The sequence below is a fragment of the Cognatundibacterium curvum genome, assembly GCF_014284235.1.
Taxonomy (GTDB): domain Bacteria; phylum Pseudomonadota; class Gammaproteobacteria; order Burkholderiales; family Burkholderiaceae_D; genus Undibacterium; species Undibacterium curvum.
Map to the genome: position 1 here is coordinate 220,192 of NZ_JACOGD010000002.1, position 21,914 is coordinate 242,105.

Below are 21,914 nucleotides of genomic sequence, written 5' to 3' on the forward strand. Positions count from 1 at the left end.
ATCAGTGCAATTGCAGGATTTCCTGCTGTAATTCAGCGATCAACTGGTCCACTGCCAGTTGCAGTGCAGTCGCCCCGCCTGCTGCATCCGCCTGTCTGGCGGGAAGCTGAATCTGAAACTGACGATGACGCAGCACTTTCCCGCCTTTGCTGATCAGAGCCCGTCCATTGAGCTGGGCGTGGCTGCTGCTGGCTGAGCTGAAGACTTGTGAGAATTCGTCCAGCTCCAGTTGCAGTACCGGTGTATCGGGCGCGGCCTGATTCCTTTGTAATACCAAACCACCGGCAGCGCTGGTCTGTTGCTTAAAGCGTTGTTGTATCAATTGAGCTGGCGGCATGCTCCAGCGCGCATAGGCATAGGCTTTCAGCTGTTGTGCATTCTCATATTGCAGACGGTAGAGCATGGCCTGGCTGTCGAGCGCTGCCGTGGTCTGTATGTCGGCCAGCACAAAGCGCAGGCCGGCTGGCGCTGATGTAACAGGGGTGACAGCGGTAGCAGGGATGGCCGCTAGCGGCCCCAAATCATATTGTTGTTTGAGGGGTGCCGGATTACTGCTGCATGCGCTCATACTGGCGATAGCAAGCAGTGTAAGCAGTCCGGACAGCAGCCGCTTCAATCCACGGGACGATCCATTTTTAGAGAAATCTGCTGACAGGATAGAAAACATACTTGTCCTTAGTTAAATACGGGAGCTGGCTTTTGCATAGTTTAAGCAAGCTTAGTGTGATCTGGTTTATCTGGCAGGTGCACTGAAGCCAGGTTCGCCCGGGCCGGGTGTGGCTGGCGGTGGGCCAAACAGGATGCTTTGCGGGCGTTCATTCAGACTTTCTGCCGTGCGACCCACTGCGCGCAGGCTTTGGCGCGCATCATTACTCAGCGTATTCAGACGGGGCAGAGTATCTAAATACAAGGTGTTGTTGAACAATTCCAGGCTTTGATTGAAGCGGAACACGGGACTGTCCGGGCCCTGCAGGCGGGTACTGAACTGAGTCAGGTTCTGGGTCAGCTGACTGGCATCTTTAGACAATTGATTCACCGATTGTAAGGTGCTGCCAGCTTGTTGCATCAGCACCGGTAATTGCTGTAAGGCCGGATTGATCTGATCCGGTACCGCTTCCCAGCGTTGAGCCAGTTTGCCGAAGCTCTCCAGGGTGTGAACGACCGATTTCTGATTGTCCGGGTCCAGCATATGATTGAGACGTTTGGTCAGCTCTTCGGCCTGCGTCAGGATAGCGATACCGCGTTGTTCCAGATTTTGCAGCATGCCAGGACGCAGCGGTATACGGGCGATGCTGGCGCCAGCCTGCAGTAGTTGGCTATGCTGCGCCTTGGCATCTTCATCGAGCTGAACAAAAGCGATGCCGGTCACGCCCTGATAAGCCAGCGTCGCAAAGGTCGCATTGGTCACCGGTGTATCTGGCAGTACCTCCAGACGCAGTATGATTTGTCCAGGGACTTTGTCATCAAAATCGATGTCAGTCACATTGCCGACCTTGATACCCTTGTAACGTACCACCGCTTGTAAATTCAAACCGGATACCGCCGATTTGGTCACGATCTCATAGGGCGTGCGCTGGATTTTGTCGCGCCCCAGCCAGATCGCCAGCAGCGTTGCCAGCACAATGAGGGCTATCGTAAAAAATCCTGCGATTAAAGCATGTGAACGGTTTTCCATATTACTTCCGGTCAGGTTGGGGTTGCAGTACTTCCATGGCGCGTAGTCCACGGCCGCCCAGGAAAAATTGTTTGATAAATGGGTGCGGAAAACGCACCACTTCTTGCGGGCTGCCTATTGTCAGCACGCGCTTTTCTGCCAGCACCGCAATCCGGCTGGATAAAGCAAACAGGCTGTCCAGGTCATGCGTCACCATGATCACGGTCAGACTCAGTTGCTGATGCAGCGACTGTATCAGTTCCACAAAGCTGTCTGAGCGGTCAGGGTCCAGACCGGCTGTGGGTTCATCCAGAAACAAGAGCTCAGGATCCAGCGCCAGTGCGCGTGCCAGCGCAATACGTTTGACCATGCCACCCGACAGATCGGCTGGCATTTTTCGCGCATGCTCAAAGCCGATATTGACCATGTGCAGCTTCAGGTAAACCAGATCGCGGATTAAATCTTCCGGCAGTTTGCCCAGTTCGCGCATGGGTTGTGCGACATTGTCGAACACACTCAGTGCCGAGTACAGTGCACCCTGTTGGAATAACATGCCGGAACGCTTGCGCAGATAATCCAGATTGCCGGCCTTAGGTGCATGGATGTCTTCGCCGAATACTTCGATACTGCCGCGCTTAGGAATTTCTAAGCCCAGCATTTGCCGCATCAGCACGGTCTTGCCGGTGCCCGAACCGCCGACCACAGATAAAATTTCACCACGTCTGACGTCGAGTTCCAGATTGTCATGCACCACCATGCGTCCAAACTGGGTGCGCAGGCCGCGTATGCGGATCAGGTTTTCTGTCTGATGGTCTGCCATGTCAGTACCCGGTTTTGCTGAAAATGATGGCGAACAAGGCATCGGCAATGATGACCATGGTAATTGAGATCACCACCGAACTGGTTGTGCCTCGGCCCAGACTTTCAGTATTCGGTTCTATACGCAGCCCAAAATGGCAGGCGATCAAAGCGATCAGTACCCCAAAGCTCACGCCTTTGAGTAAGCCTATCCAGTAATTCAGGATGGGCACCGCTTCCGGCAGCTTGTAAATGAAAAATGCCGGACTCATGCCTAACAGCGCCTGGGCGGCAATCATGCCACCTATCAGTGCCATGATATCGGTCCAGATCACAATTAAGGGCATCGCTATCGCTAAGGCCAGTACGCGCGGCATGATCAGCCGGAATCCGTGTGGGATACCCATGACCTGCATCGCATCCAGTTCTTCGGTTACCCGCATCACACCTAGCTGAGCGGTGATCGCAGAGCCGGAACGCCCGGCTACCAGGATGGCGGCTAACATAGGGCCGAGCTCGCGGATAATACTCATGCCCAACAAATTGACGATGAACAGGTCGCCGCCAAAGGTCTTTAGCTGTTGGGCGGATAAATAGGACAGCACGATGCCGATTAATATCCCCACCAGCGCAGTGATGCCCAGCGCCTGAGCGCCCATGCGGTAGATATTGGCTGAAATTTCTTTCCACGGGCCACGCAAAGGATGGCGGATGAAGCGGCCGAGATCCAGCATCAGCTGACCTAGCAAACCCACGAAACTAAAACAATGTGCAAAAAAGCCCAGCACCATGCTGCCCAGTCTCATCACGCGTGTCAGTCTGGGTTTAGGCTCGACCGGTTGGGTAAGCTGGCTGACTGTACGCAAACGCTCAAATATCCCGAGGTGCTGCTCGCTGATGTTGGCATGCTCAGGGAGTTGTTGCTTCCATACGCGCCACAGCAATTGCGCCCCGAGATGATCCAGTGCTTCAATCTGGCTCAGATCCCATTGCAGCGCAGGACGTAAGGCCAGCTGATTCAACTGCTGCTGTAACGCTGAAAGACGGTCAGCGTGACACAGAGTATGCGCGAGCCAGCAGCCTTTTAGCTGCACAAGGCTTTCTGCCTGAGTGATCAGACTCAATGTGGGTGGAGTATCAATACGCATGTCAGAAGTGTAAGCGAATTTGCCGCAATGCGGGAGCGCGTTGCGCTTGGCCTTGCCAGACTGTACTAAGAGGGGAGTCTGGCACAGCCCAGGCAAAATCTATTTCTGTGGCAGCGGCGTTTTATTATCGATCACTTCGCGACATTCGCCTTTGATCGTCGCATTATCGTAATTCGTCCAGCCATAGCTATCGACATAGCGCAGATGTGGCTTCCAGCGCGGGCTGAGTATGCTGCGTTCCAGTTTTTCGTCCGTATAGCGGATATCAGCCATATCCAGCAAGGTGTGAAACACATTTTCGGTGCTCAGCGGTGCGCGCTGATGGGCGCGCAGTTGCCGGATTTTTTCCGGGTATTTTTCTAAATAGGCGTCGGAATACCACACAAAACCCGGCACATGGAATTCATACTGCGTGTTATGCCCATGAAACGCTAGATTGCAACTGCCGTCATACAAAGTCTGACCATGGTCGGATACATACATCAGTGAACTCAATATGCCGCTATCCTTCAGGCGCTGTATGAAGCCCGATAAGACCCAGTCTGTATAAAGGATGGAGTTGTCGTAGCTGTTGCTGAGTGCTTCTTTATTTTTCAGATCGGTATAGGCGGGATTCACCACGCCGTATAAAGAAGGTTTCCAGTGGTCGTATTCCGCCGGGTGGCGATGGCTGTAATTCCAGTGATTGCCCAGGGTATGCAGCACGATCAGTTTTTTCGGGGCTGCATCCTGCAGCGCGCGTTCCAGCGGCGCAAACAGCACATCGTCCAGATTGGATTGATTGGTGTAGCCACCCAGATTCAGGAACTGGGTCACGTCTGCCTCTTTGGCAAATACTGAGGTTGGCGTGTCGAACTGGCCAAAACTCATCTGATTCGAAATCCAGTAGGTTTTATACCCCGCTTCGCGATACGCAGACAAAAAAGACTTTTCTGAAAAGCCAGCCTGTAAGCCTTGTGCCGCCGGTTTGCGCGAAACGATGATAGGCACTGACAAACGGGTGGCTGACACAGCAGAAATCATGTCACTAAAGCTGACCAGATTTTCTTCCAGACTCAACAGCGGATTGGTTTCCCTGTCATAGCCATTCAGGCTCCAGCGGTCGTAGCGTGAGGATTCGCCGATCACCATCACTACTACTTGCGGCGCTGCCGGGTCGCCTTGTAAGTGCGCGCCGAAATGAAATGTGCGGCTTTTATCGGATAAATGATTGAGGTAATCGCGCTCGTTCCAAAAATCGATACTGCGCAATATCAGACCGAATGGCCAGACGCGAGCAAACACTTCCTCGTCAGCGACCGGTACCAGCCATGCCGGTGCCGGGCCGGGGCCCTGGATTAAACGTTGCCGCCCGGCCTCCAGCAATGACATAGATATCGCCTTGCCACTGATGGCGGCTCGGGGTGAGGCGCTGCCAGATTTGCCGGAAGCGGTTTGTGCCTGCACTCCTACCCAGTAGGCATAGCTGCTGATCACGCTGATGACGAGTGTTCCGCAAAGAGCCAGCCAGCGGCTGGGATGACGCCAGGCCAGCACATCGGTACGCCAGACAAAGCGCTGCAATTGCCACCACCAGACGACGATGAGGATGCTGAGCCCTGCCAATAACCAGACTTTATTGCCCAGGAATTCGGCAGCTTCTTTTGGGCTGGTTTCCAGCATGATGCCCAGATGATGCGTCGATATGCCCTGGCCGTAGTACAAACGCAAATAGATCTCTACCGGCATCATCAGCATCGCTGGCAATAACAGGCAATGAAACCAGCGCGGGCCTTTGAACACGGCCCACAGCATGGTCCAGCCCAGCAGCCCGGATGCCAGTATCGTTCCGGCTTGATCCACGGATTGACGTTGCAGGTAAGGGAAGAATGGCAGCACAGACAATAAGCCGTAGCTGCTTAATAAGAAAATGCGGGAAAAGCGGTTGGAGTTAGGCATGGCTGTAATCTGTGGGATGTCCCTGTGCCAGAGTGCAAGTTTTATATAAAGGGCGTCAATATAAAGGATTTATGCGGCCTCAAGGCATTTGTTCGGTCTTAATTGGGTATTTGCCGCATTAGGTGGCTAGCGGCAGTTGTGCCTGTCGTCCATTTAAGATGGAGAAGCAGGGAGGCATTTGCCCTGATTTTTGATTGCAAACCGGCAGCGATGCTTGATTTATCGCTGAAATTGCCTACTCTGAACAGCCTTGCTCAGTAAGTGTCAGGCAGCCTAAGCCATCAAAATTCATTGACACGCTTGCGCGAACAGACATAAAATTGCGAGTTCTCGATTTTGGGTTTATGTTTTTTGCTGCGATTTGTGGCTGTCAGTCACAAAAATTTTGCATAAAAAACAGGCAAATAGCATGCGTTTCATGCGTGCCTCTCTGCAGATTCAAACGGGGAAAATTGATTTTTAGTTCCCGGGCAACCGTTTCCGGGTTTGTATTAACGTTGTATTTTGTTGGATTAAAAACGATGCCAACCATCAATCAACTGATTCGCCAACCACGCGTTTCCGCTGTGGTTAAGAGCAAATCGCCGGCGCTGGAAAACAGCCCGCAAAAACGTGGCGTTTGCACCCGCGTTTACACAACAACTCCTAAGAAGCCAAACTCGGCTTTGCGTAAAGTTGCTAAAGTTCGTCTGACCAACGGTTTCGAAGTTATTTCGTACATCGGCGGTGAAGGCCATAACCTGCAAGAACATAGCGTCGTGCTGATCCGCGGCGGCCGTGTAAAAGATTTGCCGGGTGTGCGTTATCACATGGTTCGCGGTGCTTTGGATACTCAAGGCGTTAAAGACCGTAAGCAAGCTCGTTCCAAATACGGTGCGAAGCGTGCTAAGGCTGTTAAGAAGTAATTAACTCGTAATTTAATCTCCGTAGACTCTACGGATCAGTGTCGGTTCGGAATGAACCGAGTAAGTGGCAGGCTATGATGGCCCGTCGCGAGTGTCAATAAAGTGTTATCTGACGCTCAACTGAAGATTGAAAGGAATTGAAATGCCACGTCGTCGTGAGGTCCCGAAACGGGACGTACTGCCGGATCCAAAATTCGGTAATGTAGAAGTTGCAAAATTTGTTAACGTATTGATGTTGTCTGGCAAGAAGTCTGTTGCTGAAGGCATTATCTACGGTGCATTCGATCAGATCCAGGCTAAATCTGGTAAAGATCCGCTGGAAGTGTTCGCACAAGCTATCAACAATGCGAAGCCATTGGTTGAAGTTAAGTCCCGTCGCGTTGGTGGTGCAAACTACCAGGTGCCAGTTGAAGTTCGCCCAGTCCGTCGCTTAGCTTTGTCTATGCGTTGGCTGCGTGAAGCTGCTAACAAGCGCAGCGAAAAATCCATGCCTTTGCGTTTGGCTGGTGAATTGTTGGAAGCCGCAGAAGGTCGCGGCGGTGCAATGAAGAAACGTGATGAAGTCCATCGTATGGCTGAAGCCAACAAGGCCTTCTCTCACTTCCGCTTCTAAGAGTAAGAGTAGGGAGTCATTGTATGAACTTTATGCAATGGCTCTGGCAAGTATTTTGAATCAGGCCGGGCGCGATTTTCACAAAAAATTGCGCTCGGTTTTGTCCATTAAAAGATTTAGGAATATCCTATGGCCCGTAAGACCCCCATTGAGCGCTACCGTAATATCGGTATTTCCGCTCACATCGATGCAGGTAAAACAACGACCACTGAACGCGTTCTGTTCTACACCGGTGTAAATCACAAAATCGGTGAAGTGCATGATGGCGCCGCTACCATGGACTGGATGGAGCAAGAGCAGGAACGTGGTATTACCATTACTTCCGCTGCGACGACATGCTACTGGAAGGGCATGGCGAATAATTTCCCTGAGCATCACATCAACATCATCGATACACCAGGCCACGTTGACTTCACAATTGAAGTTGAGCGTTCCATGCGTGTTCTGGATGGCGCCTGCATGGTTTACTGTGCGGTAGGTGGTGTGCAGCCTCAGTCTGAAACCGTATGGCGTCAGGCTAACAAATACAAAGTCCCACGTTTGGCATTCGTCAACAAGATGGACCGTACCGGCGCGAACTTCTTCAAAGTGTACGATCAAATGCGTGCGCGTTTGAAGGCTAACCCTGTGCCTCTGCAAGTACCTATCGGCGCTGAAGACCTGTTTGAAGGCGTTATCGATCTGGTCAAAATGAAGGCTATCATTTGGGATGCAGCATCCCAGGGTATGAAGTTTGAATACCGTGATATTCCGGAAAATCTGTTGGCTGAAGCGCAAAAATGGCGTGAAAACATGGTTGAAGCAGCAGCTGAAGCCAGTGAAGAGCTGATGAACAAATACCTGGAAGACGGCGATCTGAGTGAGGCTGAAATTAAATTGGCCCTGCGTCAGCGTACGATTTCTTCTGAAATCGTTCCTATGATGTGCGGTACGGCATTTAAGAACAAAGGTGTTCAGGCGATGTTGGATGCGGTTGTTGAATACCTGCCATCTCCATTGGACATTCCACCAGTTCCTGGCGTGAATGAAGATGATGAGCCAGTTGTTCGTAATGCTGATGACAACGAAAAATTCTCTGCACTGGCGTTCAAAATTGCGACGGATCCATTCGTTGGTCAATTGTGCTTTATCCGTTGCTACTCCGGTAAATTGAATTCTGGCGACAGCGTTTATAACTCTGTTAAAGAGAAAAAAGAACGTATCGGTCGTCTGGTTCAGATGCACGCGAACCAACGTGAAGAAATCAAAGAAATGATGGCGGGTGATATCGCTGCGGTTGTTGGTCTGAAAGACACAACAACTGGTGATACTCTGTGTGATGAAAAAGCGATCGTTGTTCTGGAACGTATGATATTCCCAGAGCCAGTTATTTCTCAGGCAGTTGAGCCAAAAACTAAGGCTGACCAAGAGAAAATGGGCTTGGCGCTGAACCGTCTGGCTGCTGAAGATCCATCTTTCCGCGTACGTACTGACGAAGAATCTGGTCAGACAATTATCGCCGGTATGGGTGAATTGCATCTGGATATTATCGTTGACCGTATGAAGCGTGAATTCAACGTGGAAGCAACTGTTGGTAAGCCACAGGTTGCATACCGCGAAACAATTCGCAAAACATGCGAAGAAATCGAAGGTAAATTCGTTAAGCAATCTGGTGGTCGTGGTCAGTACGGTCACGTTGTTCTGAAGATCGAACCACAAGAACCAGGTAAAGGTTTCGAATTCGTTGACGCGATCAAAGGCGGTACAGTTCCACGCGAATACATCCCGGCAGTTGAAAAAGGTGTTCGTGAAACACTGACTTCCGGTGTATTGGCTGGCTACCCGGTTGTTGACGTTAAAGTTACTCTGTTCTTCGGTTCTTACCATGACGTTGACTCCAACGAAAACGCGTTCCGTATGGCGGGTTCGATGGCATTCAAAGACGGCTGCCGTAAAGCAAGCCCAGTTATTCTGGAGCCTATGATGGCGGTGGAAGTTGAGACACCTGAAGACTACGCTGGTACTGTGATGGGTGACTTGTCTTCCCGCCGTGGTATGGTTCAGGGTATGGACGAGATCGCTGGCGGCGGTGGCAAGATCATCAAAGCTGAAGTGCCTTTGTCTGAAATGTTTGGTTATTCCACATCCCTGCGTTCCGCTACCCAAGGTCGCGCAACGTACTCCATGGAATTCAAGCACTACTCTGAAGCACCGAAGAATGTGATCGACGCGATCGTTACATCCAAGGCTAAGTAATAAAGAATCAAGGATCTGCCTCAAGCAGGGGCAGATCTTCTATTGTTGATAAATCGTTCTTTTTGAAGGAAGAATAAAATGGCAAAAGGTAAGTTCGAACGCACCAAGCCGCACGTGAACGTCGGTACAATTGGTCACGTTGATCACGGTAAAACTACACTGACAGCAGCGATCGCGACAGTTCTGTCCGCAAAATTCGGCGGCGAAGCGAAGAAATACGACGAAATCGACGCAGCACCAGAAGAAAAAGCACGTGGTATTACAATTAACACTGCACACGTAGAATACGAAACAGCAAGCCGTCACTACGCGCACGTTGACTGCCCAGGCCATGCTGACTATGTTAAAAACATGATCACTGGTGCAGCGCAGATGGACGGCGCGATCCTGGTTTGCTCCGCAGCAGACGGTCCTATGCCACAAACACGTGAGCACATCCTGTTGGCTCGCCAGGTTGGTGTTCCATACATCATCGTTTTCCTGAACAAATGCGACATGGTTGATGACGCTGAGTTGCTGGAACTGGTTGAAATGGAAGTACGTGAATTACTGTCCAAATACGAATTCCCAGGCGACGATCTGCCTATCATCCAAGGTTCCGCAAAACTGGCGCTGGAAGGCGACAAAGGCGCGTTGGGCGAAGAAGCAATCATGAAACTGGCTGACGCACTGGATAGCTACATTCCTACACCAGAGCGCGCAGTTGACGGTACATTCCTGCTGCCAGTAGAAGACGTATTCTCCATCTCTGGTCGCGGTACAGTGGTAACAGGCCGTGTTGAGCGTGGTATCGTTAAAGTCGGCGAAGAGATCGAAATCGTTGGTATCAAAGACACAGTCAAAACAACATGTACTGGCGTTGAAATGTTCCGCAAACTGCTGGACCAAGGTCAGGCAGGCGACAACGTAGGTGTTCTGCTGCGCGGTACTAAGCGTGAAGACATCCAGCGTGGTCAGGTATTGGCGAAACCAGGTTCGATCAAGCCACATGCACATTTCACAGGCGAGATCTACGTTCTGTCGAAAGATGAAGGCGGCCGTCATACACCATTCTTCAACAACTACCGTCCACAGTTCTACTTCCGTACAACGGACGTAACTGGTTCGATCGAGTTGCCAGCAGACAAAGAAATGGTTATGCCAGGTGACAACGTATCGATCACAGTAAAACTGATCAACCCAATCGCGATGGAAGAAGGCTTGCGCTTCGCTATCCGTGAAGGTGGTCGTACAGTCGGTGCAGGCGTTGTTGCTAAAATCATCGAGTAATTTGTAATTTTGTAGTACACTAGTCGGCTGCCGTGTTTTTAAGCACGGCAGCCGACTTTTTTAGTATTCGCTCTTTGTAAAATTGCCACACTCTTTTGAGATGCTGGCTCGCTCTTTATAGGAATGGTTATGTCTACACAAAATCAAAAAATCCGCATTCGTCTGAAAGCATTCGATTACAAGCTGATCGATCAATCTGCTCTGGAAATCGTTGAAACAGCAAAGCGCACTGGTGCCGTTGTTAAAGGCCCGGTTCCTCTGCCAACACGTATCCAGCGTTTCGACGTATTGCGTTCCCCACACGTGAACAAAACTTCCCGTGATCAGTTCGAAATCCGTACGCACCAGCGTCTGATGGACATCGTTGACCCAACAGATAAAACTGTTGACGCATTGATGAAACTCGACCTGCCAGCTGGCGTTGACGTAGAAATCAAATTGCAATAATCCAGATTTGCCTTCTTTTTAAAAGAAATACGAAAAATTCAGAAAATTTGACATACCACAAATTTTAGGAATTTCAAATATTTTGCCTTGTAAATTAAAAATTTGCGGGCTATAATGGAAGGCTTAAACGTGGGTCAGCTTCGGCTGGCCTATTTGTTTAAGTTTTTTAAACATCAGCCTCACCCAATCGTAGGTGAGAATGGAGAAAATAATGAGCTTGGGCCTAGTTGGTCGCAAGGTTGGCATGATGCGTATCTTTACTGATGACGGGGATTCTATTCCGGTTACAGTATTGGATGTATCCAACAACCGCGTGACGCAAGTCAAAACTCCTGAAACAGACGGTTACTCTGCTGTTCAGGTTACATTCGGTCAGCGCCGTGCATCCCGCGTAACTAAAGCGGCTGCCGGTCACCTCGCAAAAGCAGGTGTTGAAGCTGGTACAGTCTTAAAAGAATTCCGTGTTGAAGCTGCTAAAGCTGCTGAACTGAAAGCTGGCGATGTCGTGCCAGTAGGTTTGTTCGAAGCTGGTCAGAAAGTCGACGTGCAAGGCGTGACAATTGGTAAAGGCTATGCCGGTACCATCAAGCGTTACCACTTCTCTTCTGGTCGTGCAACTCACGGTAACTCCCGTTCCCATAACGTTCCAGGTTCTATCGGTATGGCGCAGGATCCAGGTCGTGTTTTCCCTGGTAAGCGCATGACTGGTCATCTGGGTGACGTAAAGCGCACTGTGCAAAATCTGGAAATCGCTCGCGTTGACGCAGAGCGCCAGTTGTTGCTGGTGAAGGGTGCCGTGCCTGGTGCAAAAAATGGTCAGGTGATTGTATCTCCTGCTGTTAAAGTTAAAGCTAAGAAGGGAGCCTAATCCATGGAACTGAAGCTCCTAAACGAACAAGGTCAGGCAGCAACCAGCGTTGCAGCATCCGACACTATCTTCGGTCGTGATTACAACGAAGCTTTGATTCATCAAGTTGTTGTTGCTTTCCAAGCGAATGCACGCAGCGGTAATCGTAAGCAAAAAGATCGTGAAGAAGTCCACCACACAACCAAAAAGCCATGGCGCCAAAAAGGCACTGGCCGTGCACGTGCTGGTATGTCTTCTTCTCCACTGTGGCGCGGGGGTGGTCGTATATTCCCGAATACGCCAGATGAGAACTTCTCTCACAAAGTTAACAAAAAGATGTATCGCGCAGGTATCTGCTCGATCCTGTCTCAGTTAGCACGTGAAGATCGTTTGCAAGTGGTTGATCATGTTGCTGTTGATGCGCCTAAGACAAAACTCTTGTCTGAAAAACTCAAAGCAATGGGTTGCCTGGATTCCGTTCTGATCATCACTGATGAATTTAACGAAAATCTGATGTTGGCAGCACGTAACCTGGCTAACGTATTGGTTGTAGAGCCACGTTATGCTGATCCAGTTTCTTTAGTGTTCTACAAGAAAGTGTTGATCACTAAGCCAGCACTGGCAAAGATTGAGGAGATGCTGGCATGAGCGCATTAGTCAAACATAGCGAAGAACGCCTGTTGAAGGTGTTGCTGGCTCCTGTGATTTCTGAAAAAGCAACTATGGTTGCTGAAAAGAATGAACAAGTGGTTTTCCTGGTTACTCCAGATGCAACCAAGCCAGAAATCAAGGCCGCCGTCGAATTGCTGTTCAAGGTTCAGGTTGAATCTGTTCAAGTAGCAAATCGTCAAGGTAAACAAAAACGTACCGGTAGATTTACTGGCCGTCGCAATCATACAAAACGCGCTTTTGTATGCTTGAAGCCTGGTCAGGAAATCAACTTCACTGAGGGGGCATAATTATGGCACTCGTTAAGATGAAGCCAACCTCACCAGGTCGTCGTGGTATGGTGAAAGTGGTAACAGAAGGCCTGCATAAAGGTCGTCCGTTTGCTGCTTTGTTGGAAAAGAAATCCAAAACTGCTGGCCGTAATAACAACGGTCATATCACTACCCGTCATATCGGTGGTGGTCACAAGCATCACTACCGTGTAGTTGACTTCAAACGCAACCACAAAGACGGTATCCCTGCGACAGTTGAACGTATTGAATACGATCCTAACCGTACAGCGCACATTGCATTGTTGTGCTACGCGGACGGTGAACGTGCATACATCATCGCCCCTAAAGGCGTTGCAGCTGGTGATCAGTTGATGAGCGGTTCCCAGGCTCCGATCAAAGCAGGTAACTGCTTGCCAATCCGTAACATCCCAGTCGGTACAACTATGCACTGCGTAGAAATGTTGCCAGGCAAAGGTGCACAGATTGCACGTACAGCAGGTGCTGGCGTTGTATTGATGGCGCGTGAAGGTACTTACGCACAGGTTCGCCTGCGCTCCGGCGAAGTTCGTCGCATTCATATCGAATGCCGCGCAACCGTTGGTGAAGTAGGTAATGGTGAGCACAATCTGCGTAAAATCGGTAAAGCCGGTGCGATGCGCTGGCGTGGTGTTCGTCCTACCGTTCGCGGTGTGGTCATGAACCCGATCGATCACCCGCACGGTGGTGGTGAAGGTAGAACAGCAGCTGGTCGTCATCCAGTATCTCCATGGGGTCAACAGACCAAGGGTAAGAAGACACGTCGCAATAAGCGTACTACTTCCATGATCGTCTCACGCCGTGGTAAGAAATAAGGGATAACACATGACACGTTCATTGAAAAAAGGGCCGTTTTGTGACGCCCACCTGGTGAAGAAAGTCGAAGCTGCTCAAGCAACTAAAGACAAAAAGCCAATCAAGACTTGGTCCCGTCGTTCGACAATTATGCCGGACTTCATCGGTTTGACCATTGCGGTTCATAACGGTAAGCAACACGTACCGGTTTATGTTTCCGAAAACATGGTTGGTCATAAGCTCGGCGAATTCGCGCTGACCCGTACGTTCAAGGGTCACGCTGCCGATAAAAAGGCTAAGAAATAAGGACCGATGATGGAAACTAAAGCAACTCTTCGCGGTGTGCGTCTGTCTGAGCAAAAAGGTCGCCTGGTGGCAGATCTGATCCGCGGTAAAAAAGTAGATCAGGCATTGAATATCCTGACTTTCAGCCCGAAAAAAGGCGCTGCAATCATTAAGAAAGTGTTGGAGTCTGCAATTGCAAACGCCGAGCACAATGATGGCGCTGACATCGATGAACTGAAAGTAAAGACTATCTATGTCGAAAAAGGTGCGATTCTGAAGCGTTTCACAGCACGCGCTAAAGGTCGTGGTGATCGTATCTCTAAACAATCCTGTCACATCTACGTGACTGTTGGTAACTAAGGAGTCACGATGGGACAGAAGATACATCCAACCGGTTTTCGTCTGGCGGTAACACGTAACTGGTCTTCCCGTTGGTATGCAGGCAATGGCAACTTTGCTTCCATGCTCGGTGAAGATCTGAAAGTACGTGAGTACCTGAAGAAAAAACTGAAAAACGCTTCCGTTGGCCGCATCACTATTGAGCGTCCGGCTAAGAACGCACGCATCACCATTTACAGCTCCCGTCCAGGCGTTGTAATTGGTAAAAAAGGCGAAGACATCGAAGTTCTGAAAGCAGATTTGTCCAAGATGATGGGCGTGCCAGTTCACGTCAACATCGAAGAAATCCGCAAGCCAGAAATCGACGCTCAGCTGATCGCTGACTCTATCGCTCAGCAGCTCGAAAAACGTATTATGTTCCGCCGCGCGATGAAACGTGCGATGCAGAACGCAATGCGTCTGGGCGCACAAGGCATCAAGATTATGTCTGGTGGTCGTCTGAACGGTATCGAAATCGCACGTAAAGAATGGTATCGCGAAGGCCGTGTGCCTCTGCATACACTGCGCGCTGATATCGACTACGGCTTCGGCGAAGCATCCACAACTTACGGCATTATTGGCGTTAAAGTGTGGGTCTACAAAGGTGATCGTTTGGCAAATGGCGATGCGCCTGTTATTGAATCGACTCCGGAAGACGACAAAAAACGTCGTGGCCCACGTCGTGACGATGGCAAGCCAAATAGCCGTCCACGTGCTAAGCGTCCTGAAGGGCAAAATACATCTGGTGCAGCAGCTCCAGCTAAGCGTGTACGCGCAAAAGCTGACGCAGCACCAGCTGAGAAAGCAGGAGAATAATCATGCTGCAACCAGCACGCAGAAAATATCGTAAGGAGCAAAAAGGCCGTAACAAGGGTATCTCGCATACTCGTGGTACAGCTGTTTCCTTCGGTGAGTTTGGCTTGAAAGCGGTTGGCCGTGGTCGTATCACAGCGCGTCAGATTGAAGCTGCGCGTCGTGCAATGACACGTCACATCAAGCGCGGTGGCCGTATCTGGATCCGCGTTTTCCCAGACAAGCCAATTTCCCAGAAGCCTGCAGAGGTTCGTATGGGTAATGGTAAAGGTAATCCTGAGTACTATGTTGCTGAGATTCAACCAGGCAAGATGTTGTATGAGATGGATGGCGTTGATGAAGCGCTGGCACGCGAAGCTTTCCGCTTGGCCGCTGCTAAATTACCATTGTTGACAACGTTTGTCGTACGTCAAGTCGGCACTTAATAGGGAGTTGTAAATGAAAGTATCTGAACTCCAAAGTAAAGATCAAGCGGCTTTGACCAAAGAACTCAATGATCTGTTGAAGGCACAATTCAGTCTGCGTATGCAAATCGCTACTCAGCAACTGACTAACACTTCTCAGTTGAAAAAAGTTCGTCGTGACATCGCACGCGTGAAAACCGTCATGAATCAGAAGGATGCCAAATAATGAACGATCAAGTTAAAGTGGCATTGAAGCGCACATTGATTGGCAAAGTTGTGTCTGACAAGATGAACAAAACAGTCACAGTACTGGTTGAACGTCACGTTAAACATCCTTTGTATGGCAAGATCATCGTTCGTACTGCAAAGTACCATGCACACGATGAAGCAAACCAGGCAAAGGCTGGCGACACAGTTGAAATTCAAGAAGGTCGTCCAATTTCCAAGACTAAAGCTTGGACAGTGACACGTGTGGTTCAAGTCGCGCAAGTCGTATAAATTTATTGCACAAAAATTTTTTTGATGCGATAATGATGGGCTGTTATTTACAAAGTGCGTGAATAACAGCCTAAATGTCTTTCGCAACACCCTCTCGTTGTGAAAGTGGTTAAAAAAATCGTCCACCTAATCAGTTGGCTCGTGCATTGTGGGTTATGTAGGGGTTTGCTGGCAGGACCAAGACTGACTACAAACTTGCATTGTGCAAGTTGTGTGGATTAAGTTGGGAAAGAGAACATTATGATTCAAACAGAAAGCCGGCTGGAAGTAGCTGACAATACTGGTGCGCGCGAAGTACTGTGCATTAAAGTATTGGGCGGTTCCAAGCGTCGTTATGCGGGTATCGGTGATGTAATTAAAGTCACTGTGAAGTCTGCTGCTCCGCGCGGTCGTGTAAAAAAAGGTGAAATTTACAACGCCGTGGTTGTGAGAACAGCTAAGGGTGTTCGTCGTCAAGATGGCTCGTTGGTCAAATTTGATGGCAATGCTGCAGTATTGTTGAATGCAAAGCTTGAGCCTATCGGCACTCGTATTTTCGGCCCAGTGACACGCGAACTGCGTACTGAGCGCTTCATGAAAATCGTGTCTTTGGCTCCAGAAGTGCTGTAAGGAGTCGTGATGAATAAAATTCGTAAAAACGACGAAGTCATCGTCTTAACGGGTAAAGACAAAGGTAAACGTGGTCAGGTGCAAGCTTGCATCGACAGCGATTACGTTGTTGTAGCTGGTGTTAATGTTGCTAAAAAAGCAGTTAAACCAAACCCAATGACTGGCGCAGTTGGTGGCATCGTAGATAAATTGATGCCGATTCATGTGTCGAATGTTGCATTGTTCAATGCAGCTTCCGGCAAAGCAGACCGTGTAGGCTTTAAGGTCGTGGATGGTAAGAAAGTCCGCGTCTACAAGTCGACTGGCGAAGTTGTGAAGGCATAACATCATGGCCCGTCTACAAGCATTATATAAAGATAAAATCGTTGGTGAACTGACTGAAAAGTATGCGTACAAAACAGTCATGGAAGTTCCACGTATCCTGAAGATCACCCTGAACATGGGTTTGTCTGAAGCAGTTGCAGACAAAAAGATCATTGAGCATGCAGTTGGTGACCTGACGAAAATTGCTGGTCAAAAGCCAGTTGTTACCAAGGCTCGCAAAGCGATCGCTGGTTTTAAAATCCGTGAAGGTTATCCAATCGGCTGTATGGTAACTTTGCGTGGCGCTCAGATGTATGAATTCCTGGATCGTTTCATCACTGTGGCTCTGCCACGTGTACGTGACTTCCGTGGTGTTTCTGGTCGTGCGTTTGATGGTCGTGGTAACTACAACATCGGTGTCAAGGAACAGATCATTTTCCCTGAAATCGAGTACGACAAGATCGACGCATTGCGTGGTATGAATATCAGTATCACGACAACCGCAAAGACCGACGAAGAAGCGAAAGCGCTCCTCGCCGCATTTAAATTTCCGTTCAGAAACTGAGGTCGCCATGGCAAAATTGGCACTGATTAATCGTGAGCAAAAGCGTGCAGACTTAGTGAAGAAATTCGCTGGCAAGCGCGCCGAATTGAAGGCCATCATTGATGACCAATCAAAGACAGAAGAAGAGCGTTATTTAGCTCGTCTGAAGTTGCAGGCTTTGCCACGTAATTCTAACCCGACCCGCCAGCGTAATCGTTGCGCTTTGACAGGTCGTCCACGTGGTACATTCCGTAAGTTCGGTCTGGGCCGTATTAAAGTCCGTGAAATCGCCATGCGTGGTGAAATCCCGGGTATGACTAAAGCCAGCTGGTAATAGGAGAATATGCAATGAGTATGAGCGATCCTATCGCCGATATGCTGACCCGCATCCGCAATGCACAAGTAGTTCAGAAAACTGTAGTTGCGATGCCGTCTTCTAAGGTAAAAGTTGCAATTGCAAACGTACTGAAAGACGAAGGTTACATTGAAGATTTCGCAGTTTCGGAAACTGCAGGTAAGTCCGAGTTGAAAATCGGCTTGAAATATTATGCAGGACGTCCTGTTATTGAACGCTTGGAGCGCGTATCCCGCCCAGGTCTGCGTATTTACAAAGGTAAAGACGAGATCCCAAGTGTGATGAACGGTTTGGGCGTGGCCATCGTGTCCACACCAAAAGGCGTCATGACTGACCGCAAAGCGCGCGCAACCGGTGTCGGTGGCGAAGTTATTTGCTACGTCGCCTAAGGAGTGAAAGATGTCTCGAGTAGGTAAGATGCCAATCGCTTTGCCGGCCGGTGCAGAAGTTGCAATCTCAGCAGAGCAGATTACAGTAAAAGGTCCTATGGGCGTGTTGTCACAAAGCCTGAACGGCTTGGTGACAGTTGCGAACAACAACGGCACTTTGAGTTTTTCTCCAGCCAATGACGGCCGTGAAGCCAATGCGATGACAGGCACCCTGCGTGCCCTGGTCAACAACATGGTAAACGGTGTTACTAAAGGCTTTGAAAGAAAACTCACATTGGTCGGCGTTGGTTACAAAGCGCAAGCCCAAGGTGATAAGTTGAATTTGTCTTTAGGTTTCTCCCACCCAGTTGTACATCAAATGCCAGAAGGCGTTTCCTGTGCTACGCCAACTCCTACTGAAATCCTGATCAAAGGGATGGATAAGCAAAAAGTAGGTCAAGTTGCAGCTGAGGTCCGTGCATACCGCAGCCCAGAGCCATACAAAGGCAAGGGCGTCCGTTACTCGGACGAAGTGGTTGTAATTAAAGAAACCAAGAAGAAGTAATAGGGGTTGACGATGGACAAGAAACAATCACGTCTGCGCCGCGCACGTCAAACCCGTGCCAAGATCGCAGAACTCAAAGTGAACCGCCTGGCCGTGCATCGCACCAATTTGCACATCTACGCAAACATTATTGGCCCAGACGCCAAAGTGTTGGCATCGGCTTCTACATTGGAAGCAGAAGTACGTGCAGAGTTGGCTGGCAAATCCGGTGCGGGTGGCAACACTTCCGCCGCGACTTTGATCGGCAAGCGTGTAGCAGAGAAGGCAATCAAAGCAGGGGTTACCGAAGTTGCGTTTGACCGCTCCGGTTTCCGTTACCATGGTCGCATCAAGGCGCTGGCAGAAGCTGCGCGTGAAGCTGGCCTGAAGTTCTAAGGAAAATTTGTCATGGCAAAAATGCAAGCAAAAACAGCAGCCGACAAGCCGGATGATGGCATGCGCGAAAAAATGATCGCGATCAACCGTGTAACCAAAGTGGTTAAGGGTGGTCGTATCATGGGCTTCGCTGCATTGACAGTAGTTGGCGACGGCGATGGCCGTATCGGTATGGGCAAAGGAAAATCGAAAGAAGTTCCTGTAGCTGTACAAAAAGCGATGGAAGAAGCACGTCGCAAGATGATCAAAGTGACACTGAAAGACGGTACTCTGCAGCACACCGTTACAGGTAAGCACGGTGCATCTTCCGTCATGATTTCTCCTGCGAAAAAAGGTACTGGCGTTATCGCTGGTGGTCCAATGCGCGCGATTTTTGAAGTAATGGGTATTGAAAACGTTGTGGCTAAATCCAACGGTTCCACTAATCCTTACAACATGGTTCGTGCGACTTTGAATGGTCTGTCTAAGATGAGTACTCCATCTGAAATCGCTGCAAAGCGTGGCAAGACCGTTGAAGAAATCCTCGGTTAAGGAGAGCGCGATGACTACTAAGACAGTTAAAGTGCAATTGGTCAAAGGTCTGATCGGCACACGCCAGGATCACCGTGCAACCGTACGTGGTCTGGGCCTGCGTCGCGTCAATTCGGTTTCCGAATTGCAAGACACGCCAGCAGTACGCGGCATGATCAACAAAGTCTCGTATCTTGTGAAGGTTGTAGCGTAAGTCGTCAGGCTTATGTTCGGAGCAAATTATGGAATTGAATAACATCCAACCTGCTGATGGCGCAAAACACTACAAACGTCGTGTTGGTCGTGGTATCGGTTCAGGTTTAGGTAAGACAGCGGGTCGCGGCCATAAAGGTCAAAAATCCCGTTCCGGCGGCTTTCATAAAGTCGGTTTCGAGGGCGGTCAGATGCCTCTGCAACGTCGTTTGCCAAAACGCGGTTTCAAATCGCTGGCAACACCGTTTAAAGCAGAAGTTCGTTTGACAGACCTGGAAAACCTGCCAGTGACTGAAATCGACATTCTGGCTTTGAAACAAGCTGGTGTCGTTTCTGAACTCGCACGTACAGTACGTGTGATTCTGTCTGGCGCGATTTCCAAAAAAGTTACTTTGAACGGCTTGATCGTCACTAAAGGCGCTAAAGCTGCAATCGAAGCTGCTGGCGGAACCATCGCTTAATTCAGTGCAGACACCGGAGCAATAATTGGCAACATCTCCACAACAAGCTAAAAGCGCTGCAAGCGGATTCCCATGGGGTCGACTCTGGTTTTTGCTGGCTGCGCTGGTTGTCTACAGGATCGGTGCTCACGTGCCGGTCCCGGGTATAGACCCTACTGCATTGGCGGACTTGTTTAAACAAAACCAAGGCGGTATTTTGGGGATGTTTAACATGTTCTCCGGTGGTGCATTGTCACGGTTTACCGTGTTTGCGCTGGGTATCATGCCGTATATTTCGGCATCGATTATCATGCAGTTGATGTCTATTGTTTCTCCGCAACTGGAAGCACTGAAAAAAGAAGGTGAGTCCGGACGCAGAAAAATTACACAATACACTCGGTATGGAACGCTGGTTTTGGCGACTCTTCAGGCGTATTTCATTGCGTTTGGATTGGAAGCACAACCAGGTCTGGTGATAGATCCAGGTTTGGCATTCCGTTTTACGACTGTAGTTACGTTGGTAACCGGAACGATGTTCCTGATGTGGTTGGGTGAACAAATTACTGAGCGTGGCTTGGGTAATGGTATTTCTATCATTATTTTTGCCGGTATCGCTGCAGGTTTGCCTGGTGCATTAGGTGGTTTGTTCTCACTGGTTAGCACTGGTGAAATGCATCCTGCTTCGGTCCTGTTAATCTGTGTGATTGCTGCTGCTGTCACGTTCATGGTGGTATTTATTGAGCGCGGTCAGCGTAAGATCCTGGTGAACTATGCGAAACGTCAGGTAGGTAACAAAGTGTATGGTGGGCAAAGCAGTCATTTGCCTTTGAAGCTGAACATGGCAGGTGTGATTCCTCCTATTTTTGCTTCCTCCATTATTCTGTTTCCTGCGACGATTACCAGCTGGTTTACGAAAGGTGCTGAATCTTCCGGTGGTTTTATTACCTTCCTGAAAGATCTGGCAGCTTCTATGGCGCCGGGTGAACCGATCCACGCCTTGTTGTACGCTGCAGCAATTATTTTCTTCTGCTTCTTCTACACCGCACTGGTGTTCAACAGCAAAGAAACAGCTGACAACCTGAAAAAGAGTGGAGCGTTTGTTCCGGGAATCCGTCCAGGTGACCAGACTGCACGTTACATCGATAAGATCCTGATGCGTCTGACACTGGCCGGTGCGGTTTATATTACGCTGGTTTGTTTGTTACCAGAATTCTTAATCGCCAAATGGAAAGTACCATTTTACTTCGGTGGCACCTCGCTGCTGATTATCGTGGTCGTGACCATGGACTTTATGGCTCAGGTTCAGAATTATGTGATGTCCCAGCAATATGAATCGCTTCTTCGTAAAGCAAATTTCAAGGGCGGGATTCCTTCGCGGTGATTGCCTCGAGGAACAGCAGATCGAATGGCAAAAGACGACGTTATACAGATGCAGGGCGAGATTCTTGAGAATCTTCCGAATGCGACATTTCGAGTTAAGTTGGAAAACGGGCATGTTGTACTAGGCCATATTTCCGGGAAGATGCGAATGAACTACATCCGTATCCTTCCTGGTGATAAGGTGACAGTGGAATTGACGCCTTATGATTTGAGCCGGGCGCGAATAGTGTTCCGTACCAAGTAAATTA

Annotated in this window: 32 protein-coding genes; 27 read left to right on the forward strand and 5 right to left on the reverse strand. The window is 49.5% G+C overall.

Annotated elements, in window-relative coordinates:
• Position 1: 1 nt before the first annotated feature.
• The 5 genes from H8K43_RS04120 to H8K43_RS04140 form a co-directional block, all read right to left on the reverse strand.
• Positions 2-667 (reverse strand): ABC-type transport auxiliary lipoprotein family protein, encoded by a 666-nt coding sequence (locus tag H8K43_RS04120; RefSeq protein WP_186902688.1) that lies wholly within the window; start codon positions 665-667, stop codon positions 2-4.
• A gap of 66 nt (positions 668-733) precedes the next feature.
• The gene (locus H8K43_RS04125; protein ID WP_186902689.1) at positions 734-1,675 is read right to left on the reverse strand and encodes an MlaD family protein; all 942 of its coding nucleotides are present in this window, start codon (positions 1,673-1,675) and stop codon (positions 734-736) included.
• A gap of 1 nt (position 1,676) precedes the next feature.
• Positions 1,677-2,474: an ABC transporter ATP-binding protein gene (locus H8K43_RS04130; RefSeq protein ID WP_230403662.1), complete on the reverse strand. Its 798-nt coding sequence runs from the start codon at positions 2,472-2,474 to the stop codon at positions 1,677-1,679.
• 1 nt (position 2,475) lies between these two features.
• A complete protein-coding gene (locus tag H8K43_RS04135) occupies positions 2,476-3,600 on the reverse strand; it encodes an MlaE family ABC transporter permease (RefSeq protein ID WP_186902691.1) in 1,125 nt (374 codons plus the stop codon).
• Between the two features lie 99 nt (positions 3,601-3,699).
• On the reverse strand, positions 3,700-5,538 hold the full coding sequence (locus H8K43_RS04140; protein ID WP_186902692.1) for a phosphoethanolamine transferase: 1,839 nt from the start codon (positions 5,536-5,538) through the stop codon (positions 3,700-3,702).
• Positions 5,539-6,059: 521 nt separating this feature from the next.
• Here H8K43_RS04140 and rpsL point away from each other — a divergent pair.
• From rpsL to infA, 27 genes are all read left to right on the forward strand, one after another.
• Positions 6,060-6,443, forward strand: a complete 384-nt coding sequence (gene rpsL, locus H8K43_RS04145; protein WP_162021672.1) for a 30S ribosomal protein S12 — start codon at positions 6,060-6,062, stop codon at positions 6,441-6,443.
• A gap of 142 nt (positions 6,444-6,585) precedes the next feature.
• Positions 6,586-7,056, forward strand: a complete 471-nt coding sequence (gene rpsG / locus H8K43_RS04150; RefSeq protein WP_162021666.1) for a 30S ribosomal protein S7 — start codon at positions 6,586-6,588, stop codon at positions 7,054-7,056.
• Positions 7,057-7,185: 129 nt separating this feature from the next.
• Complete coding sequence (fusA, locus tag H8K43_RS04155; RefSeq protein WP_186902693.1) at positions 7,186-9,291, forward strand: elongation factor G; 2,106 nt, start codon at positions 7,186-7,188, stop codon at positions 9,289-9,291.
• 78 nt (positions 9,292-9,369) lie between these two features.
• Positions 9,370-10,560, forward strand: coding sequence for an elongation factor Tu (tuf, locus tag H8K43_RS04160; protein ID WP_186902645.1), 1,191 nt, complete (start codon positions 9,370-9,372; stop codon positions 10,558-10,560).
• Between the two features lie 129 nt (positions 10,561-10,689).
• A complete protein-coding gene (gene rpsJ / locus H8K43_RS04165) occupies positions 10,690-11,007 on the forward strand; it encodes a 30S ribosomal protein S10 (RefSeq protein ID WP_110255911.1) in 318 nt (105 codons plus the stop codon).
• 211 nt (positions 11,008-11,218) lie between these two features.
• Positions 11,219-11,875, forward strand: a complete 657-nt coding sequence (gene rplC, locus H8K43_RS04170) for a 50S ribosomal protein L3 (RefSeq protein WP_162021786.1) — start codon at positions 11,219-11,221, stop codon at positions 11,873-11,875.
• Positions 11,876-11,878: 3 nt separating this feature from the next.
• A complete protein-coding gene (gene rplD, locus H8K43_RS04175) occupies positions 11,879-12,502 on the forward strand; it encodes a 50S ribosomal protein L4 (protein ID WP_186902694.1) in 624 nt (207 codons plus the stop codon).
• Positions 12,499-12,813: a 50S ribosomal protein L23 gene (rplW, locus tag H8K43_RS04180; protein WP_162021784.1), complete on the forward strand. Its 315-nt coding sequence runs from the start codon at positions 12,499-12,501 to the stop codon at positions 12,811-12,813. Before rplD ends, rplW begins: the two co-directional genes overlap by 4 nt.
• 2 nt (positions 12,814-12,815) lie before the next feature.
• Positions 12,816-13,646: a 50S ribosomal protein L2 gene (gene rplB / locus H8K43_RS04185; protein ID WP_186902695.1), complete on the forward strand. Its 831-nt coding sequence runs from the start codon at positions 12,816-12,818 to the stop codon at positions 13,644-13,646.
• Between the two features lie 10 nt (positions 13,647-13,656).
• A complete protein-coding gene (gene rpsS, locus H8K43_RS04190) occupies positions 13,657-13,932 on the forward strand; it encodes a 30S ribosomal protein S19 (RefSeq protein WP_007875308.1) in 276 nt (91 codons plus the stop codon).
• Positions 13,933-13,938: 6 nt separating this feature from the next.
• Entirely contained in the window at positions 13,939-14,271 is a 333-nt protein-coding gene (gene rplV / locus H8K43_RS04195; protein WP_186882659.1) for a 50S ribosomal protein L22, read from the forward strand.
• 9 nt (positions 14,272-14,280) lie between these two features.
• Positions 14,281-15,105, forward strand: a complete 825-nt coding sequence (gene rpsC, locus H8K43_RS04200; protein ID WP_162021782.1) for a 30S ribosomal protein S3 — start codon at positions 14,281-14,283, stop codon at positions 15,103-15,105.
• 2 nt (positions 15,106-15,107) lie between these two features.
• On the forward strand, positions 15,108-15,527 hold the full coding sequence (rplP, locus tag H8K43_RS04205; protein ID WP_186884629.1) for a 50S ribosomal protein L16: 420 nt from the start codon (positions 15,108-15,110) through the stop codon (positions 15,525-15,527).
• A gap of 13 nt (positions 15,528-15,540) precedes the next feature.
• Positions 15,541-15,732: a 50S ribosomal protein L29 gene (gene rpmC, locus H8K43_RS04210; RefSeq protein WP_186902696.1), complete on the forward strand. Its 192-nt coding sequence runs from the start codon at positions 15,541-15,543 to the stop codon at positions 15,730-15,732.
• Positions 15,732-16,004, forward strand: coding sequence for a 30S ribosomal protein S17 (rpsQ, locus tag H8K43_RS04215; protein ID WP_162021779.1), 273 nt, complete (start codon positions 15,732-15,734; stop codon positions 16,002-16,004). Before rpmC ends, rpsQ begins: the two co-directional genes overlap by 1 nt.
• Positions 16,005-16,244: 240 nt before the next feature.
• Positions 16,245-16,613: a 50S ribosomal protein L14 gene (gene rplN, locus H8K43_RS04220; protein ID WP_006464924.1), complete on the forward strand. Its 369-nt coding sequence runs from the start codon at positions 16,245-16,247 to the stop codon at positions 16,611-16,613.
• Between the two features lie 9 nt (positions 16,614-16,622).
• Positions 16,623-16,937, forward strand: coding sequence for a 50S ribosomal protein L24 (gene rplX, locus H8K43_RS04225; protein WP_162021778.1), 315 nt, complete (start codon positions 16,623-16,625; stop codon positions 16,935-16,937).
• Positions 16,938-16,941: 4 nt separating this feature from the next.
• Positions 16,942-17,481 (forward strand): 50S ribosomal protein L5, encoded by a 540-nt coding sequence (rplE, locus tag H8K43_RS04230; RefSeq protein WP_162021777.1) that lies wholly within the window; start codon positions 16,942-16,944, stop codon positions 17,479-17,481.
• Positions 17,482-17,488: 7 nt separating this feature from the next.
• Positions 17,489-17,794, forward strand: a complete 306-nt coding sequence (gene rpsN / locus H8K43_RS04235) for a 30S ribosomal protein S14 (RefSeq protein ID WP_162021776.1) — start codon at positions 17,489-17,491, stop codon at positions 17,792-17,794.
• A 14-nt stretch (positions 17,795-17,808) separates the two neighbouring features.
• A complete protein-coding gene (gene rpsH / locus H8K43_RS04240) occupies positions 17,809-18,204 on the forward strand; it encodes a 30S ribosomal protein S8 (protein ID WP_162021775.1) in 396 nt (131 codons plus the stop codon).
• 10 nt (positions 18,205-18,214) lie between these two features.
• Positions 18,215-18,748 carry a 50S ribosomal protein L6 gene (gene rplF, locus H8K43_RS04245; protein ID WP_162021774.1) on the forward strand — a complete coding sequence of 178 codons (534 nt, stop codon included), beginning with the start codon at positions 18,215-18,217 and terminating at the stop codon, positions 18,746-18,748.
• A 12-nt stretch (positions 18,749-18,760) separates the two neighbouring features.
• A complete protein-coding gene (gene rplR, locus H8K43_RS04250; protein WP_162021773.1) occupies positions 18,761-19,123 on the forward strand; it encodes a 50S ribosomal protein L18 in 363 nt (120 codons plus the stop codon).
• A 12-nt stretch (positions 19,124-19,135) separates the two neighbouring features.
• Positions 19,136-19,654, forward strand: coding sequence for a 30S ribosomal protein S5 (gene rpsE, locus H8K43_RS04255; RefSeq protein ID WP_162021772.1), 519 nt, complete (start codon positions 19,136-19,138; stop codon positions 19,652-19,654).
• 10 nt (positions 19,655-19,664) lie between these two features.
• Positions 19,665-19,847, forward strand: a complete 183-nt coding sequence (gene rpmD, locus H8K43_RS04260) for a 50S ribosomal protein L30 (RefSeq protein WP_162021771.1) — start codon at positions 19,665-19,667, stop codon at positions 19,845-19,847.
• Positions 19,848-19,875: 28 nt separating this feature from the next.
• Positions 19,876-20,307, forward strand: a complete 432-nt coding sequence (gene rplO / locus H8K43_RS04265; protein ID WP_162021770.1) for a 50S ribosomal protein L15 — start codon at positions 19,876-19,878, stop codon at positions 20,305-20,307.
• Positions 20,308-20,332: 25 nt separating this feature from the next.
• The gene (secY, locus tag H8K43_RS04270) at positions 20,333-21,667 is read left to right on the forward strand and encodes a preprotein translocase subunit SecY (RefSeq protein ID WP_162021769.1); all 1,335 of its coding nucleotides are present in this window, start codon (positions 20,333-20,335) and stop codon (positions 21,665-21,667) included.
• A 24-nt stretch (positions 21,668-21,691) separates the two neighbouring features.
• Complete coding sequence (gene infA / locus H8K43_RS04275; RefSeq protein ID WP_005663428.1) at positions 21,692-21,910, forward strand: translation initiation factor IF-1; 219 nt, start codon at positions 21,692-21,694, stop codon at positions 21,908-21,910.
• Positions 21,911-21,914 lie beyond the last annotated feature (4 nt).

Bases quoted from the DNA above. Each gene is read 5' to 3' on its own strand.
- H8K43_RS04120 (WP_186902688.1), bottom strand. From the start codon at position 667: ATGTTTTCTATCCTGTCAGCAGATTTCTCTAAAAATGGATCGTCCCGT.
- H8K43_RS04125 (WP_186902689.1), bottom strand. From the start codon at position 1,675: ATGGAAAACCGTTCACATGCTTTAATCGCAGGATTTTTTACGATAGCC.
- H8K43_RS04130 (WP_230403662.1), bottom strand. From the start codon at position 2,474: ATGGCAGACCATCAGACAGAAAACCTGATCCGCATACGCGGCCTGCGC.
- H8K43_RS04135 (WP_186902691.1), bottom strand. From the start codon at position 3,600: ATGCGTATTGATACTCCACCCACATTGAGTCTGATCACTCAGGCAGAA.
- H8K43_RS04140 (WP_186902692.1), bottom strand. From the start codon at position 5,538: ATGCCTAACTCCAACCGCTTTTCCCGCATTTTCTTATTAAGCAGCTAC.
- rpsL (WP_162021672.1), top strand. From the start codon at position 6,060: ATGCCAACCATCAATCAACTGATTCGCCAACCACGCGTTTCCGCTGTG.
- rpsG (WP_162021666.1), top strand. From the start codon at position 6,586: ATGCCACGTCGTCGTGAGGTCCCGAAACGGGACGTACTGCCGGATCCA.
- fusA (WP_186902693.1), top strand. From the start codon at position 7,186: ATGGCCCGTAAGACCCCCATTGAGCGCTACCGTAATATCGGTATTTCC.
- tuf (WP_186902645.1), top strand. From the start codon at position 9,370: ATGGCAAAAGGTAAGTTCGAACGCACCAAGCCGCACGTGAACGTCGGT.
- rpsJ (WP_110255911.1), top strand. From the start codon at position 10,690: ATGTCTACACAAAATCAAAAAATCCGCATTCGTCTGAAAGCATTCGAT.
- rplC (WP_162021786.1), top strand. From the start codon at position 11,219: ATGAGCTTGGGCCTAGTTGGTCGCAAGGTTGGCATGATGCGTATCTTT.
- rplD (WP_186902694.1), top strand. From the start codon at position 11,879: ATGGAACTGAAGCTCCTAAACGAACAAGGTCAGGCAGCAACCAGCGTT.
- rplW (WP_162021784.1), top strand. From the start codon at position 12,499: ATGAGCGCATTAGTCAAACATAGCGAAGAACGCCTGTTGAAGGTGTTG.
- rplB (WP_186902695.1), top strand. From the start codon at position 12,816: ATGGCACTCGTTAAGATGAAGCCAACCTCACCAGGTCGTCGTGGTATG.
- rpsS (WP_007875308.1), top strand. From the start codon at position 13,657: ATGACACGTTCATTGAAAAAAGGGCCGTTTTGTGACGCCCACCTGGTG.
- rplV (WP_186882659.1), top strand. From the start codon at position 13,939: ATGATGGAAACTAAAGCAACTCTTCGCGGTGTGCGTCTGTCTGAGCAA.
- rpsC (WP_162021782.1), top strand. From the start codon at position 14,281: ATGGGACAGAAGATACATCCAACCGGTTTTCGTCTGGCGGTAACACGT.
- rplP (WP_186884629.1), top strand. From the start codon at position 15,108: ATGCTGCAACCAGCACGCAGAAAATATCGTAAGGAGCAAAAAGGCCGT.
- rpmC (WP_186902696.1), top strand. From the start codon at position 15,541: ATGAAAGTATCTGAACTCCAAAGTAAAGATCAAGCGGCTTTGACCAAA.
- rpsQ (WP_162021779.1), top strand. From the start codon at position 15,732: ATGAACGATCAAGTTAAAGTGGCATTGAAGCGCACATTGATTGGCAAA.
- rplN (WP_006464924.1), top strand. From the start codon at position 16,245: ATGATTCAAACAGAAAGCCGGCTGGAAGTAGCTGACAATACTGGTGCG.
- rplX (WP_162021778.1), top strand. From the start codon at position 16,623: ATGAATAAAATTCGTAAAAACGACGAAGTCATCGTCTTAACGGGTAAA.
- rplE (WP_162021777.1), top strand. From the start codon at position 16,942: ATGGCCCGTCTACAAGCATTATATAAAGATAAAATCGTTGGTGAACTG.
- rpsN (WP_162021776.1), top strand. From the start codon at position 17,489: ATGGCAAAATTGGCACTGATTAATCGTGAGCAAAAGCGTGCAGACTTA.
- rpsH (WP_162021775.1), top strand. From the start codon at position 17,809: ATGAGTATGAGCGATCCTATCGCCGATATGCTGACCCGCATCCGCAAT.
- rplF (WP_162021774.1), top strand. From the start codon at position 18,215: ATGTCTCGAGTAGGTAAGATGCCAATCGCTTTGCCGGCCGGTGCAGAA.
- rplR (WP_162021773.1), top strand. From the start codon at position 18,761: ATGGACAAGAAACAATCACGTCTGCGCCGCGCACGTCAAACCCGTGCC.
- rpsE (WP_162021772.1), top strand. From the start codon at position 19,136: ATGGCAAAAATGCAAGCAAAAACAGCAGCCGACAAGCCGGATGATGGC.
- rpmD (WP_162021771.1), top strand. From the start codon at position 19,665: ATGACTACTAAGACAGTTAAAGTGCAATTGGTCAAAGGTCTGATCGGC.
- rplO (WP_162021770.1), top strand. From the start codon at position 19,876: ATGGAATTGAATAACATCCAACCTGCTGATGGCGCAAAACACTACAAA.
- infA (WP_005663428.1), top strand. From the start codon at position 21,692: ATGGCAAAAGACGACGTTATACAGATGCAGGGCGAGATTCTTGAGAAT.